Origin of the sequence: Enterobacter sp. 342 (assembly GCF_036663495.1) — a bacterium.
In the GTDB taxonomy this organism is placed as follows: domain Bacteria; phylum Pseudomonadota; class Gammaproteobacteria; order Enterobacterales; family Enterobacteriaceae; genus Enterobacter.
The window spans coordinates 19,887-34,010 of sequence record NZ_JAWUEI010000002.1 but is presented as its reverse complement, the minus strand read 5'-3'; the positions used below and the strand labels follow the sequence as shown (position 1 = coordinate 34,010).

The window sequence follows — 14,124 nt, the reverse complement described above, 5'->3', positions numbered from 1 at the left end:
CCCCGGAGCGTTTTGAATTAAGTACGTAGTGTAGCCGCAAAATCCAGCATGCGGTTAAGCGGAATTAACGCACCTTCACGCAGAGCGGCATCTACATGGATTTCATGTGCTGCACCGCCTGTCTCAAGCCCTTCGGCAATCGCCTTCAGGCCGTTCATCGCCATCCACGGACAATGTGCGCAGCTTCGACACGTTGCCCCCTCACCCGCTGTAGGCGCTTCAAGAAGCTCTTTCTCCGGCACGGCCTGCTGCATCTTATAGAAGATACCGCGATCGGTCGCCACAATGAGCTGTTTATGGGGTAGCGTTCTGGCCGCGTTGATAAGCTGGCTGGTTGAGCCCACGGCATCCGCCATGTCGACAATAGACTGCGGTGATTCAGGGTGAACAAGAATGGCGGCGTCAGGATAAAGCGCCTTCATGCGAGCCAGTGCCTGCGTCTTGAATTCATCATGTACAATACAGGCGCCCTGCCAGCAAAGAACATCAGCCCCGGTCTGCTTCTGGACATAATTTCCAAGATGACGGTCTGGTGCCCAGATAATCTTCTCACCCAGGCTGTCCAGATGTTCAATCAGCTCAACGGCGATACTCGACGTGACCACCCAATCAGCCCGCGCTTTTACCGCCGCAGAGGTATTAGCGTAAACCACCACGGTCCGGTCAGGATGGGCGTCACAGAAAGCCGTGAATTCGTCAATCGGGCAGCCGAGATCGAGTGAACACTCCGCATTAAGCGTCGGCATCAGAATGGTTTTTTCAGGGCTCAGGATTTTTGCTGTTTCGCCCATAAAACGCACGCCAGCAACCAGTAACGTCGAAGCGGAGTGCATGGCACCGAAGCGTGCCATTTCCAGTGAGTCAGAAATACACCCCCCGGTCTCTTCCGCCAGTTGCTGAATTTCCGGGTCGGTGTAGTAATGCGCCACCATCACCGCGTCTCGCTCTTTGAGAAGTCGTTTGATCTTCTCACGGTAGAATTGCTTTTCATCCAGGCTCAGTGGAACAGGCTTTGGCGGAAACGGATAGATTGCGGCTTCAGGATCAAACATCACACTCATTATGGCTTCTCGTTTTACGGGCTTAACAATATTGCCTTTCATTTGCATGACATAGCAAAACGGACGGCAATTGTGTTTTGTATACTAAACAAGATAGCGAATTTACGAGGAAATGTCATCGAAATGGATAGCAAAAAGGCGCCTTTAGGGCGCCTTTTTACACTGGTGGGTCGTGCAGGATTCGAACCTGCGACCAATTGATTAAAAGTCAACTGCTCTACCAACTGAGCTAACGACCCCTTGCGGGAATTTTTTCTTCGAAGTGGTGGGTCGTGCAGGATTCGAACCTGCGACCAATTGATTAAAAGTCAACTGCTCTACCAACTGAGCTAACGACCCATTCGGGTGCTGACTTCGAAGATTTTTACTCGGTGCCACTTTAAAGTGGTGGGTCGTGCAGGATTCGAACCTGCGACCAATTGATTAAAAGTCAACTGCTCTACCAACTGAGCTAACGACCCGAGTGGTGGGTGATGACGGGCTCGAACCGCCGACCCCCTCCGTGTAAAGGAGATGCTCTACCAACTGAGCTAATCACCCACTCTGTACTGCCGGTAATGCGTTAAGTGGTGGGTCGTGCAGGATTCGAACCTGCGACCAATTGATTAAAAGTCAACTGCTCTACCAACTGAGCTAACGACCCACTTTTACGCTGTTTTCACGTTGTTTGATATCCCGTGGCAACGGCGGCATATATTACTGATTTAAGAATTCAGCGCAACAAAAATTTCGATGAAGATCACTTAACTGCTTAGTAATCATGCTGCACGACCAGAAATAACGCGATTTCTGGTCATGCGATAATCATCCCATCGAATTCAGACGTTTTTGCGCCTGCTTAGCACCTTCGGTACCCGGGAATTTTGAGACCACCTGCTGATAAACCGCTTTGGCTTTCGCAGTGTCGCCTTTGTCCTGCATGATCACGCCGACCTTATACATCGCATCTGGCGCTTTTGGCGATTTCGGGTAATTTTTCACCACAGAGGCAAAATAAAACGCCGCATCGTCCTTTTTACCCTTGTTGTAATTCAACTGACCAAGCCAGTAGTTCGCATTTGGTTGATAAGTGGAATCAGGGTATTTCTTAACAAAGTTCTGAAACGCCGCAATCGCGTCATCCTGACGAGATTGATCCTGTACCAGGGCAATGGCCGCGTTATAGTCCGTATTCGCGTCACCGCTTTGTACAGGCGCTCCTGTTGAAGCAGAAGCATCAGCCGCCGGGGCTGGCGCAGAAGTTGCCGCACCGCTCTGATCGCCCGCTGCCGGCTGTGCTTGTGCTGCACCACCACCGCTGCTCAGGCTATCTATCTGCAACAAGATTTGCTTCTGGCGTTCCACAACCTGGTTAAGCTGATACTGACTTTCCTGAATCTGGCCACGGAGAGAGTCAATATCGTTTTGGTTATCGGAAAGTTGTTGCTGGAGTTGGGTTAAAAGCTGGCTGTGAGCGTTAGAAATACGCTCGAGTTGAGTGACCCGGTCTTCTACCGAGCCTGAGCCGACACTACTGATTGGTGCCTGAGCAAAAGCGGCCCAGGGGGCCGCTATTCCAACCAGTAACGACAGACTCAACAGATGATGTCTGAAGTTACTGCTCATGCAATTCTCTTAGTAAACCAGTACGGCACGACGGTTTTTGGAGTAAGCCGCTTCGTCGTGACCCAGTACTGCAGGTTTTTCTTTACCGTAAGAAACGATGGAGATCTGGTCAGCAGAAACGCCTTTACCCTGCAGGTACATTTTAACAGCGTTAGCACGACGTTCACCCAGGGAGATGTTGTACTCAGGAGTACCACGTTCGTCCGCGTGACCTTCTACGGTGACTTTGTAAGATGGGTTGCTACGCAGGAAGTTAGCGTGAGCATCCAGCATCGCAGCGAAGTCAGAACGGATGTCGTATTTATCCAGATCGAAATAAACGATGTTGTTCTGCTGCAGCTGCTGCATCTGAAGACGCGCTTGCTCTTCAGAAGACATGTTGCCATTGCCGTTCGCGTCCATACCGGTGCCGGCACCCATCATGCCTTCGCCGCTCTGGTCATTGCTTGCGTTCTTGTTAGAAGAACACGCTGCGATTGCCATTACAGGCAGAGCGATCATCAGCCCCTTCAGCACTTTGTTCAGTTGCATTTCTATGATTCCTTTAGTAATCAATTAATTATTATTTACAGATACGGCGACCAGGCAGGTGATTTTACCTGTCCATCAGTTGCCGGAATACGCGCTTTGAAACGCCCATCTGTAGAAACCAGATTCAGCACAGATCCCATCCCCTGAGAAGAGCTGTAGATTACCATAGTGCCGTTAGGTGCCAGACTTGGCGTTTCATCCAGGAACGTTGACGACAGAACTTGCACGCCACCCGCTACCAGATCTTGTTTGGCAATGTGCTGCTGCCCACCGTTGGAGCTCACCATTACCATAAACTTACCGTCGCTGCTCACGTCTGCGTTCTGGTTCTGTGTACCTTCCCAGGAAATACGCTGCGGAGCACCGCCGTTGACATTCACTTTATAGATTTGCGGACGGCCTGCCTGGTCAGAGGTAAATGCCAGATTTTGGCTGTCCGGGAACCATGAAGGTTCAGTATTGTTGCTACGACCATCAGTCACCTGGCGAATCTGACCAGAGCCAATGTCCATCACGTACAGGTTCAGGCTACCGGTTTTAGACAGCGCAAACGCCAGTTTAGACCCATCCGGAGAGAATGAAGGCGCACCGTTGTGACGAGGGAATGAGGCCACCTGACGAACAGCACCGTTAGCCAGCGTCTGGATAACCAACGCAGAACGGCCGCTTTCGAAGGTAACGTAAGCCAGTTTAGCGCCATCCGGAGACCATGCTGGAGACATCAGAGGCTGGGAAGAACGTTTCACCAGGAACTGGTTGTAACCGTCGTAGTCAGATACACGCAGTTCGTAAGGGAACTGACCGCCGTTAGTCTGTACCACATAGGCAATACGGGTACGGAACGCACCTTTAATGCCCGTCAGTTTTTCGAATACCGCATCGCTGGCAGCATGAGCAGCGTAGCGCAGGTACTGCTTAGTGACCTTGTAGGAGTTCTGTGCCAGAACGGTACCCGGCGCACCACCGGTATCAACCAGCTGCCAGGCAACATTGTAGGAGCCGTCAGGGTTAGGCGTAACCTGACCCACAACCACGGCATCAATCCCCAGAGCAGACCATGCTGCAGGCTGTACTTCCTGCGCGCTACCCGGCTGCTGAGGCAGACGAGAACGGTCTAACGGGTTGAATTTACCGCTGTTACGCAGGTCAGCCGCCACGATGCCACCGGCATCTTCAGGCGCAGCACCAGGACCGGCCCACTGGAACGGAACAACCCCGATTGGGCGTGCCGAGTCCACCCCCTGGGTGATCTCGATACGTACTTCTGCGTGCAGTACTGCTGCCCACAGCATTAAAAAACCAAATGCTACACGTAATGCCTGCTTCATCATATCTCCCTTATCCGGGTAACCTTACCCACGATAATTTAGCAGAATGTTAACAAACCCAAATAGACAAAACTACCTGAACCCTGTGACTAAACCTGGTCTATTTTTCCCCGTTTGCACGGGGAAAATGTAACTTAAGGTTTGAAGTCCAGTGGTGCATTTTTAAAGACTTCATAGACTGCCTGAGACGGCGGTTTAGGCATCTTCGCCTGACGCGCAGCCGCGAGAGCCGCTGTACATAAAGCCGGGTCGCCACCTTCAGACTTAATATCTAACAGCATGCCGTCTGGAGCCAGTTTTATACGCAACGTACACGTTTTACCGGCATAAGACGACGCATCATAGAATCGGCTTTCAATAGCGGATTTAATCTGCGAAGCATAACCGTTGATTTCAGCCCCTGACGCACCGTTACTCTTAGTGTTACCACTTCCCGTCGGCGCTGCGTTGTTTCCTTTCGCCCCACCGCCAGTTTTCGGCGCATTCTTACCAGAACTGAGATCGCCCAGCAGGTCGTCAACGCCCGCAGCGGCAGCGGCTTTCTCCGCAGCAGCAGCCTTTTTCGCAGCCGCTTTTTCAGCTGCGGCTTTCTTATCGGCAGCAGCCTTCTCAGCTGCAGCTTTTTTGTCAGCGGCAGCTTTTTCAGCGGCAGCCGCTTTCTCTGCGGCAGCTTTCTCTGCGGCAGCGGCTTTCTTCGCGGCGTCAGCAGCAGCTTTTTTCTCTGCTTCCTGAGCAGCTTTCTTAGCAGCTTCGGCTTCAGCTTTCTTCTGAGCATCAGCAGCAGCTTTCTTCGCGGCTTCTGCTTCTGCTTTCTTCTGGGCATCAGCAGCGGCTTTCTTCGCGGCTTCTGCTTCAGCTTTCTTCTGAGCATCAGCAGCGGCTTTTTTCGCCGCTTCTGCTTCAGCTTTTTTCTGAGCATCAGCAGCGGCTTTTTTCGCCGCTTCGGCCGCTAATTTGGCCTGGGCATCAGCCTGCGCTTTGGCGTCCGCTGCGGCTTTTGCTGCCGCTTCCTCTGCCTGCTTTTGCTGTTCCTGTGCTTTCTTTGCAGCCTCTTCAGCTTGTTTCTGCTGCTGTGCCTGCTCTTTCGCCGCTTCCTGCGCCTGCAAACGTTCTTTCTCAAGCTGCTTCAGACGCTCCTGCTCTGCGGCCTGCTTTTCACGCAGCTCTTCCGCTTGCTGTTGCGCCTGTTTTTCACGCTGCTCTTCAGCCCGTTTGGCACTCGCCTTCTGCTGTTGTTGGCGATTATAGTTCTGTACTACCGCACCGGGATCCACCATCACGGCGTCAATGGAAGAACCTCCACCGCCGCCGGCTGATGCATCAATATGCTCGTCGAACGAACTCCAGATCAGCGCTGCAAAGAGAATAACGTGCAGCACTGCGGAGACGATTATCGCTCGCTTAAGCTTGTCGTTCTGTTCGGTTGCCTTTGACACTATCGGTTCCCAAAAACTACGCGGATGATCAAATAGGTTGAGTCATTAAGCCAACTGACTTAACACCCGCACTATGTAGCAAGTTCAGCGCTTTAATAATTTCATCGTATGGTACGTCTTTTGCGCCACCGATTAAGAAGACCGTTTTCGGATTTGACTCCAGGCGACGCTGTGCTTCAGCAATAACCTGCTCAGGAGGTAACTGATCCATACGATCTTTTTCTACCACCACGCTGTATTGCCCTACGCCGGAAACCTCAATGATGACCGGAGGATCGTCATTGGTGCTCACCGCCTGTGATTCTGTCGCATCCGGCAGATCCACTTCCACGCTCTGGGTAATGATTGGCGCTGTCGCCATGAAGATCAGCAGCAGTACCAACAGCACGTCCAGCAGTGGAACGATATTGATTTCGGACTTGAGCTCGCGACGACCTCGTCCACGCGATCTGGCCATGGTTTACCCCTTGTTGCTCTCGGTGCTGGTAAACGCCTGACGGTGCAGAATCGCAGTGAACTCTTCCATAAAGTTGTCGTAGTTCAGTTCCAGTTTGTTCACGCGCTGGTTCAGACGGTTGTAAGCCATAACCGCCGGGATTGCCGCAAACAGACCGATAGCGGTCGCAATCAGTGCTTCTGCAATACCCGGGGCAACCATCTGCAGTGTCGCCTGCTTCACCGCACCGAGTGCGATAAAGGCGTGCATGATCCCCCACACCGTACCAAACAGACCGATATACGGGCTGATAGAACCTACCGTCCCCAGGAAAGGAATGTGCGTTTCAAGGTTTTCCAGTTCACGATTCATGGAGATACGCATCGCACGCGAGGCACCTTCTACTACCGCTTCCGGGGCATGGCTGTTTGCACGGTGCAAGCGGGCAAACTCTTTGAAACCGCTATAGAAAATTTGTTCGGAGCCCGTAAGGTTTTCACGGCGTCCCTGGCTTTCCTGATACAGACGAGAAAGCTCAATACCCGACCAGAACTTATCTTCAAACGCTTCAGCTTCACGACCAGCGGCATTGAGGATACGCGTTCTCTGGATGATGATGGCCCAGGATGCGATTGAAAAACCAATCAAAATCAACATGATAAGTTTAACCAGAAGGCTTGCCTTCAGGAACAAATCAAGGATATTCATGTCAGTCACTGCTTAAACTCCGCGACAATAGACTTAGGAAGCGCACGAGGCTTCATTATGGTTGGATCAACACAGACAATCAGTACCTCAGCTGAGTTCAGTACGGTGTTCTCTGCATTGACTATCCGCTGCGTGAAAACCAGTGAGGTCCCGCGCATTGATGTAATTTCAGTTTGGACTTCGAGCATATCGTCGAGTCTGGCAGGCGCAAAATACTCAAGCGTCATCTTGCGTACCACGAAGGCAACTCGCTCAGCCAACAGCACCTGTTGACTAAAGTGATGATGGCGCAGCATCTCTGTGCGTGCCCGTTCATAAAAAGCAACGTAGCTGGCGTGGTAAACCACACCACCGGCATCGGTATCTTCGTAATAGACACGAACCGGCCATCGAAACAGCGTTGTATTCACTTTACATCCCGGTAATGCAATAAAAGTTAACTCTTTTAAACTTCGCTACTATACGCGCGGGAAAGGTGGTTTGGAATGGGAGAAAGTAAACGGAGAGTAAATTTTTATGGGCTTGGGTAAGCCCATAACGTTAACGGACATTTCTTATTCAGAAGAAGAAGAAAATCAATCCAGCAAGCAGAACGAGATCGGCGATAAGTGGACAGAAGATGCCCTGCCAGTGAACAGCTTTCGGACGAAAGCCCACGCCGTGAATCACACCTGCGCACACCGCCCACATAATGAGGAAACCGTGCCAGATTTCAAGCTCGCTGGTTTTCGCTGCAAAGCGCGAAGGGTCCCAGAAGATACAACCTGCCAGCAGTAATGCCATCACTAAAGAAAGCGCCCGTAACGGGCGCTTATCCATTACCGCATATAACCTTGCGATAATATTCATTAGTGTTTTTCTTCACCCGCTTTAGTCGCTTCAACGTGCTCAAGCGCCAGGGCAGTGATGACACCAAAAGCACAGGCAAGAAGCGTCCCTAAAATCCATGCGAAATACCACATATTCAGCTCCTTACTTAGTACATAGAGTGGGTGTTGCTTTCGATATGTTCTTTAGTAATGCGTCCGAACATTTTCCAGTAACACCAGATGGTGTAGGCCAGCACAATCGGAACGAACACGCAAGCAACATAAGTCATTAAGTTCAGCGTCATATGGCTGGAGGTCGCATCCCACATGGTCAGGCTAGCATTCAGCATGGTGCTGGATGGCATCACGAATGGGAACATTGCAATACCTGCAGTCAGGATAATGCACGCCAGGGTCAATGAAGAGAACACAAACGCCAGGGCGCCTTTTTCCAGACGAGACGTCAGAACCGTCAGCAGCGGCAGCAGCACACCCAGTGCCGGGATAGCCCACAGCGCAGGCATCGTGTTGAAGTTCACCAGCCATGCACCTGCCTGACGCGCCACTTCTTTGGTCAGCGGGTTAGACGGCGCAGTATGGTTGATCGCAGACGTCACAACGTAGCCATCAATTCCGTACACCACCCATACACCAGCCAGTGCAAAGCAGACCAGCGTGATCAGCGCAGCAACCTGAGCCGTCGCACGAGAACGCAGGTGCAATTCACCGACAGTACGCATCTGCAGATAGGTTGCACCCTGAGTGATGATCATCGCTACGCTTACCACACCCGCCAGCAGACCAAACGGATTCAGCAACTGGAAGAAGTTACCGGTGTAGTAAAGACGCATGTATTCGTCCAGGTGGAATGGTACGCCCTGCAACAGGTTACCGAACGCCACGCCAATCACCAGCGGTGGAACGAAGCTACCAATGAAGATGCCCCAGTCCCACATGTTGCGCCAGCGGGTGTCTTCAATCTTGGAACGGTAGTCGAAACCAACCGGACGGAAGAATAAAGACGCCAACACCAGAATCATCGCCACATAGAAACCGGAGAACGCAGCCGCGTAGACCATCGGCCAGGCAGCGAACAGCGCGCCGCCTGCAGTGATCAGCCACACCTGGTTACCGTCCCAGTGCGGGGCGATGGAGTTGATCATGATTCGACGCTCGGTGTCATTACGACCGAGGAAACGGGTGAGCATCCCCACCCCCATGTCGAAACCATCCGTGACAGCGAAACCGATCAGCAGAACGCCGATCAACAGCCACCAGATAAAACGCAATACTTCATAATCGATCATTTGATGACTCCTGTCTTAGCGTGCCGGCTGAGTAGTCGCAGTGGACTGCTCGTAGTGATAGCGACCGGTTTTCAGGCTGCTTGGGCCAAGGCGCGCGAACTTGAACATCAGGAACAGTTCAGCCACCAGGAACAGGGTGTACAGACCACAAATCAGCAGCATGGAGAAGATCAGGTCGCCCGCTGTCAGGGAGGAGTTCGCTACCGCCGTTGGCAGCACCTCACCAATTGCCCATGGCTGACGGCCATACTCTGCAACAAACCAACCGGATTCAATCGCGATCCATGGCAGTGGAATACCGTACAGCGCAGTACGCAGCAGCCATTTCTTCTCGCCGATGCGGTTGCGGATAACAGACCAGAAGGACGCCGCGATGATCAGCAGCATGATGATGCCGCAGCCCACCATGATACGGAATGCGAAGTACAGCGGTGCAACACGCGGAATGGAGTCTTTGGTTGCCATCTGGATCTGAGCTTCCGTCGCATCAGACACATTCGGGGTATAACGCTTCAGCAGCAAACCGTAACCCAGATCTTTCTTCACGTCGTTGAACTGGTCACGCACAGCCTGGTCGGTCGAGCCAGCACGCAACTGTTCCAGCAGTGCGTAAGCTTTCATACCGTTACGGATACGGCCTTCATGCTGCACCATCAGCTCTTTCAGCCCCGTCACCTGTTTGTCAACAGAACGGGTGGCGATGATACCCAGCGCGTAAGGAATTTGAATGGCGAAGTGGTTTTGCTGCGCATCCTGATCCGGGATACCGAACAGGGTAAAGGCTGCAGGGGCCGGTTGCGTTTCCCATTCAGCTTCGATAGCAGCCAGTTTGGTTTTCTGCACGTCACCCATTTCGTAACCGGATTCATCACCCAGGACGATAACAGAGAGGATTGCAGCCATACCGAAACTTGCAGCGATGGCGAAAGAGCGCTTAGCAAATGCAAAGTCACGACCACGCAGCATGTAGTAAGAACTGATACCCAGGATAAACATCGCGCCGCACACATAGCCAGATGCCACGGTGTGAACGAATTTAACCTGCGCAACCGGGTTCAGTACCAGCTCGGCAAAGCTGACCATCTCCATACGCATAGTTTCGAAGTTGAAATCAGACGCGATTGGGTTTTGCATCCAGCCGTTCGCCACCAGGATCCACAGCGCGGACAGGTTCGAACCTAATGCCACCAGCCAGGTCACTGCCATATGCTGGACTTTACCCAGACGGTCCCAACCGAAGAAGAACAGACCTACAAAGGTGGATTCGAGGAAGAAGGCCATCAAACCTTCAATGGCCAGCGGCGCACCGAAGATATCCCCTACATAGTGGGAATAGTAAGACCAGTTAGTCCCGAACTGGAACTCCATGGTCAGACCGGTAGCCACACCCAGTGCGAAGTTGATACCAAACAACTTGCCCCAGAACTTGGTCATATCTTTATAAATCTGTTTGCCGGAGAGAACGTATACCGTTTCCATGATGGCCAGCAGGAACGCCATACCGAGCGTCAGTGGCACAAACAGGAAGTGGTACATCGCGGTCAAGGCAAACTGTAAGCGCGACAGTTCGACTATATCTAACATCATGACTCCTTGCTCATCGCATGAAGACTCCGAGAGTGAACCCCGTCAGAGAGAGATCCACACGCATGCCCCAATACAAATTATTCGCATCCCTGTCGTCGTTATTACCCTGAGGGAGGAAAAAAACGATGACGTCAGGTTACAAATACGTTAATAAAAAACTCAAATTGATCCCGCAAATATAATACGCTGCAAAACCCTTACAATAAACAGGTTTTTATTGAATCACATTTACGTTTTTCGACGGTGATCAATTTATAGCAAAATTACCACTTTTCGGCCATTTTGATCGGGGACAATTTAGCGCTTTTCAGTACCTTTTTCCAAGGATTAAACTTTGATTTAAATCAAAAACAAACTTCAATGTTAACCATGTTTAATCGTGATAAGAATGGTAAAATTCTTGTTAATGACATGTGCGTTCGAAAGTGTAATTGGTTATCGAAGACGGGAAAAAATATGAACAGAAGTGATTTTAATTAACGCAGCAGAACAATGCCATTTCAGATAGAGGTAAACAATAAAGAATAGTCTTCCCTAATTATTTTTCCATTTTTCTTCCGCAAAACCGCAAAATTACATTTAATTCACTTTTATTACCCCATAAGTTAACACCGCACTGTGACTATTTAGTATAAAAGGCCACACTCCCTGTGGCCTTTTACGGGCATCACCGGCTATCGGTCGATAAGGAGGCTAAAAGTGCGCGACTCTCCAGGTCTAAACCCTCCCACAATGCCCTGCACCTCTTCCCTGCCCGTTATCCGTTCATTCATATCCGTCTCGCAGCACCGTTTCACCGTCGGATTCACGGATAACGTCGTGTCACATGCGCTGAACGTCGAAGGATTGAACAGGCGAAGAATAAGCTCGTCACGATCTTCCGCCTTCTTGAGCGCACTGAGCACGCATCCCGTGGGCGAAAGGGCTAACAGACTGTAACTTTCCGGCGTGGTAAACGACGAGCGATTCAGTTTCATCGCATCCCAGGGAATTTTGTTATAGCACTGCACGGGCGTTAACCACGATTTGGCCTGCTGCGCGACACCCGCGTTTTCCGGCGTTCCACTGAAACTGAACAGACTAAAACGACAGGTTAACCGGCCACGAACCTGAGAGTCAGGAACAGGCAGTTTGATACCCGACGGCCTGCCTGGCCGCAACAACAGATCCTCTTTGCCGAGTAATCCCACACCGCGCAATAAGGTCAAGGCAAATGCCTTTTTGTTCTCGCCCACTACCTCAAATTCGCGCAGTCCCTCAGTGAACAACGCAAGTCCGTTTCTCCTTTCCCGAAGAACGGCGTAGTTCAATAGATTCCAGACGGGCACCGGCGCTTCTTTCCAGCCCTCTTCCTGCCAGTTTTCCATCGCCGGGTCCTGTACCGGGCGGGTGATCGAGCCAAACTGCGTATCGGCCAGCACCTCTTGCGTGGTAAATGGCGTAGGGATGAGCACCCGAACACGGTGATCATCTGCCTGATTATCCAGACGCACGTCAACATCAATGCGCCTGCTGTTGTGCGCGAGAGTGATTTCAAACGCTACGTCAAGAGACCCCTTTCGCTGACGCGCCGAACGCTCGGCCAGATTTTCCGGAACGGCGATCCGATGATGGATTACCGCCCTGCTCCGCCACCCCTCATGCACCACCTCAACATCATGCTCTCCTTGTGCTGAAGTGAGTCGCCACTCTTCTCGCGAAGGCGAGTAGTCATACTCGTCGCCATCATCCGAACTCTCTTCGACTTCCAGCACCCGGTCATAAATACACCCGGATTCTTTGTCCCTCAGACGCAGCGTGCCGTCGTCGTTTATCTCTATTTGCCAGAAGGTATTTTCCAGCAGGGTTTCTGTTTCTCTTTCCGGGGAAAGCACCTTCCCGGCAATATTCGGTTCGATAAACAGCGTTCGGTACCCCATCGACGGCAGGATTTGATTCAGCTGGATATCAAACTCCATAAACGGTTCGTAATTGCCGTAATGGACAATCTGCCGGTCAATAAGACCTGGGTCGAGCTCACGCGCACTACGGATGAAATACGGGATCTCGTTGCCTTTCTCATCACGCAGACGGAACTGGCTGGCGCGCAGACGTATCGTGGTGTTCATCACCTCTTCACGTGGCCAGGGCATCAGGTTGAACATGACCAGCTTATCGGTATCACTTTGCGGCATGTTGTCGACAATCTTGCGCATATAGAAACGCGTCAGATTATCGGCCATGTCTTCGGCCAGCTCGAACCGGGAGACAATCTCTCGATGTACCTTGTCGCTGCAGCAGCAGCCGATGCTATCGTGAGCGTGATTTTTGAGGATCTCTTTCCACATTTTTTCCAGTAAGCCGTGGTGATAATCGAAGCCCAGCGTCCAGGCGAGCGTCGCCAGCGGCTCAAGGATATTGACGATTTTGTTCTCAATGCGCGCATGGGCGATTTTGATATCCATGCGTGTCGAGCCAATTGTCCGGTGCACGCGCATGTATTTCCCGTCAATAAACTCGCCTTTCAGCGTCGCCAGTTCATCACGATGTGCATCAATCCGCTCGAACACCTCCTCGAACCGACTCATTACAAATTTACGTTGCGGGTAGATTTCGCGGAGCTTATCCATCACCGCAAAAATGTTCTGCTGTAACGGCATCTGGTCGTGGCCATTGGGCAGCAAAATGTCTTTGGTTACAGAGGCGCTTTCCAGCACATCAAAATAGCTATCGAGTCGTTTCCGCAACCCGTCTTCGTCCTCCGGTAAGTACTTACCAATCGCGTAGCCCAACGGCAACACCTGTGTCGTCACTTCGCTGCCGTCTGTACTCTGCCATAAAAACTCGGTTTTATCGGTTCCGTGACGTTCAGAACACCCACGCCAGAACAAGGCACGGGTAATGCCAAACCCATTGTAGATATGCGGAAGTTGCCCGGACATACCAAACGAGTCCGGCAGATAGCCAATTTTCATCGGCTCACCTAACGCCATGCAGTCACGCATGCCGTACATAAGGTTGCGGACAATCGACTCACCGCTGACAATCGTGGTATCGGTCTGGGTATACCACGGACCGATAATCAGCTTTCCACGCTCGACCAGCGCCTTCACCCGTGGCCGGTTTTCAGGCACCACGGCGAAGTAATCCTCCAGCACCGCCGTCTGCCCATCAAGAACGTAATATTTATACTCATCGTCCTGCTCCAGGCGGGTCAGGATCTCCTCCATATTATTGACCAGAAGAATACGCGACGCTTCGGTGGTGAAGTACCACTCACGGTCCCAGTGCATATGCGGTGTAATATGAACGCGAGATACAGCTTTCATCTTCGTTT

General features: G+C 51.6%; 13 protein-coding genes and 5 tRNA genes. All 18 read right to left on the bottom strand.

Translation table 11 applies throughout. The features are described 5' to 3' along the window. Nucleotides 1-17: 17 nt before the first annotated feature. Entirely contained in the window at nucleotides 18-1,061 is a 1,044-nt protein-coding gene (gene nadA, locus V6E55_RS02190) for a quinolinate synthase NadA (protein ID WP_316942057.1), read from the bottom strand. A gap of 163 nt (nucleotides 1,062-1,224) precedes the next feature. After that, nucleotides 1,225-1,300, bottom strand: a tRNA-Lys gene (locus V6E55_RS02185). A gap of 24 nt (nucleotides 1,301-1,324) precedes the next feature. Continuing rightward, a tRNA-Lys gene (locus V6E55_RS02180) sits at nucleotides 1,325-1,400 on the bottom strand. A gap of 46 nt (nucleotides 1,401-1,446) precedes the next feature. Further along, nucleotides 1,447-1,522, bottom strand: a tRNA-Lys gene (locus V6E55_RS02175). 3 nt (nucleotides 1,523-1,525) lie between these two features. Beyond that, nucleotides 1,526-1,601 (bottom strand) — tRNA-Val (locus tag V6E55_RS02170). Between the two features lie 27 nt (nucleotides 1,602-1,628). Then, nucleotides 1,629-1,704 (bottom strand) — tRNA-Lys (locus tag V6E55_RS02165). A 161-nt stretch (nucleotides 1,705-1,865) separates the two neighbouring features. Then, the gene (gene cpoB / locus V6E55_RS02160; protein WP_108090576.1) at nucleotides 1,866-2,666 is read right to left on the bottom strand and encodes a cell division protein CpoB; all 801 of its coding nucleotides are present in this window, start codon (nucleotides 2,664-2,666) and stop codon (nucleotides 1,866-1,868) included. A 9-nt stretch (nucleotides 2,667-2,675) separates the two neighbouring features. Then, nucleotides 2,676-3,197, bottom strand: coding sequence for a peptidoglycan-associated lipoprotein Pal (pal, locus tag V6E55_RS02155; protein WP_003858578.1), 522 nt, complete (start codon nucleotides 3,195-3,197; stop codon nucleotides 2,676-2,678). A gap of 35 nt (nucleotides 3,198-3,232) precedes the next feature. After that, entirely contained in the window at nucleotides 3,233-4,525 is a 1,293-nt protein-coding gene (gene tolB / locus V6E55_RS02150; protein WP_129997122.1) for a Tol-Pal system beta propeller repeat protein TolB, read from the bottom strand. 134 nt (nucleotides 4,526-4,659) lie between these two features. Next, nucleotides 4,660-5,961 carry a cell envelope integrity protein TolA gene (gene tolA / locus V6E55_RS02145; RefSeq protein WP_028019424.1) on the bottom strand — a complete coding sequence of 434 codons (1,302 nt, stop codon included), beginning with the start codon at nucleotides 5,959-5,961 and terminating at the stop codon, nucleotides 4,660-4,662. A gap of 28 nt (nucleotides 5,962-5,989) precedes the next feature. Then, nucleotides 5,990-6,418, bottom strand: a complete 429-nt coding sequence (gene tolR / locus V6E55_RS02140) for a colicin uptake protein TolR (RefSeq protein WP_003858589.1) — start codon at nucleotides 6,416-6,418, stop codon at nucleotides 5,990-5,992. A 3-nt stretch (nucleotides 6,419-6,421) separates the two neighbouring features. Further along, nucleotides 6,422-7,114, bottom strand: a complete 693-nt coding sequence (gene tolQ, locus V6E55_RS02135; protein ID WP_114978393.1) for a Tol-Pal system protein TolQ — start codon at nucleotides 7,112-7,114, stop codon at nucleotides 6,422-6,424. Further along, nucleotides 7,111-7,515, bottom strand: a complete 405-nt coding sequence (gene ybgC, locus V6E55_RS02130; protein WP_003858593.1) for a tol-pal system-associated acyl-CoA thioesterase — start codon at nucleotides 7,513-7,515, stop codon at nucleotides 7,111-7,113. The genes tolQ and ybgC overlap by 4 nt, the downstream gene beginning before the upstream one ends. Nucleotides 7,516-7,663: 148 nt before the next feature. Continuing rightward, nucleotides 7,664-7,954 carry a cyd operon protein YbgE gene (gene ybgE, locus V6E55_RS02125; RefSeq protein WP_028019425.1) on the bottom strand — a complete coding sequence of 97 codons (291 nt, stop codon included), beginning with the start codon at nucleotides 7,952-7,954 and terminating at the stop codon, nucleotides 7,664-7,666. Then, on the bottom strand, nucleotides 7,954-8,067 hold the full coding sequence (gene cydX / locus V6E55_RS02120; RefSeq protein WP_003858598.1) for a cytochrome bd-I oxidase subunit CydX: 114 nt from the start codon (nucleotides 8,065-8,067) through the stop codon (nucleotides 7,954-7,956). Before cydX ends, ybgE begins: the two co-directional genes overlap by 1 nt. A gap of 14 nt (nucleotides 8,068-8,081) precedes the next feature. Further along, entirely contained in the window at nucleotides 8,082-9,221 is a 1,140-nt protein-coding gene (gene cydB, locus V6E55_RS02115) for a cytochrome d ubiquinol oxidase subunit II (protein WP_316942056.1), read from the bottom strand. A 15-nt stretch (nucleotides 9,222-9,236) separates the two neighbouring features. Next, nucleotides 9,237-10,805: a cytochrome ubiquinol oxidase subunit I gene (gene cydA, locus V6E55_RS02110; protein WP_028019427.1), complete on the bottom strand. Its 1,569-nt coding sequence runs from the start codon at nucleotides 10,803-10,805 to the stop codon at nucleotides 9,237-9,239. Nucleotides 10,806-11,482: 677 nt separating this feature from the next. Then, nucleotides 11,483-14,116, bottom strand: coding sequence for a mannosylglycerate hydrolase (gene mngB / locus V6E55_RS02105; RefSeq protein WP_316942055.1), 2,634 nt, complete (start codon nucleotides 14,114-14,116; stop codon nucleotides 11,483-11,485). Nucleotides 14,117-14,124: the final 8 nt, after the last annotated feature.

What these genes read in the sequence shown, in the direction of transcription:
- nadA (WP_316942057.1), bottom strand. Translation starts at nt 1,061, where the DNA reads ATGAGTGTGATGTTTGATCCTGAAGCCGCAATCTATCCGTTTCCGCCA.
- cpoB (WP_108090576.1), bottom strand. Translation starts at nt 2,666, where the DNA reads ATGAGCAGTAACTTCAGACATCATCTGTTGAGTCTGTCGTTACTGGTT.
- pal (WP_003858578.1), bottom strand. Translation starts at nt 3,197, where the DNA reads ATGCAACTGAACAAAGTGCTGAAGGGGCTGATGATCGCTCTGCCTGTA.
- tolB (WP_129997122.1), bottom strand. Translation starts at nt 4,525, where the DNA reads ATGAAGCAGGCATTACGTGTAGCATTTGGTTTTTTAATGCTGTGGGCA.
- tolR (WP_003858589.1), bottom strand. Translation starts at nt 6,418, where the DNA reads ATGGCCAGATCGCGTGGACGAGGTCGTCGCGAGCTCAAGTCCGAAATC.
- ybgE (WP_028019425.1), bottom strand. Translation starts at nt 7,954, where the DNA reads ATGAATATTATCGCAAGGTTATATGCGGTAATGGATAAGCGCCCGTTA.
- cydX (WP_003858598.1), bottom strand. Translation starts at nt 8,067, where the DNA reads ATGTGGTATTTCGCATGGATTTTAGGGACGCTTCTTGCCTGTGCTTTT.
- cydB (WP_316942056.1), bottom strand. Translation starts at nt 9,221, where the DNA reads ATGATCGATTATGAAGTATTGCGTTTTATCTGGTGGCTGTTGATCGGC.
- cydA (WP_028019427.1), bottom strand. Translation starts at nt 10,805, where the DNA reads ATGTTAGATATAGTCGAACTGTCGCGCTTACAGTTTGCCTTGACCGCG.
- mngB (WP_316942055.1), bottom strand. Translation starts at nt 14,116, where the DNA reads ATGAAAGCTGTATCTCGCGTTCATATTACACCGCATATGCACTGGGAC.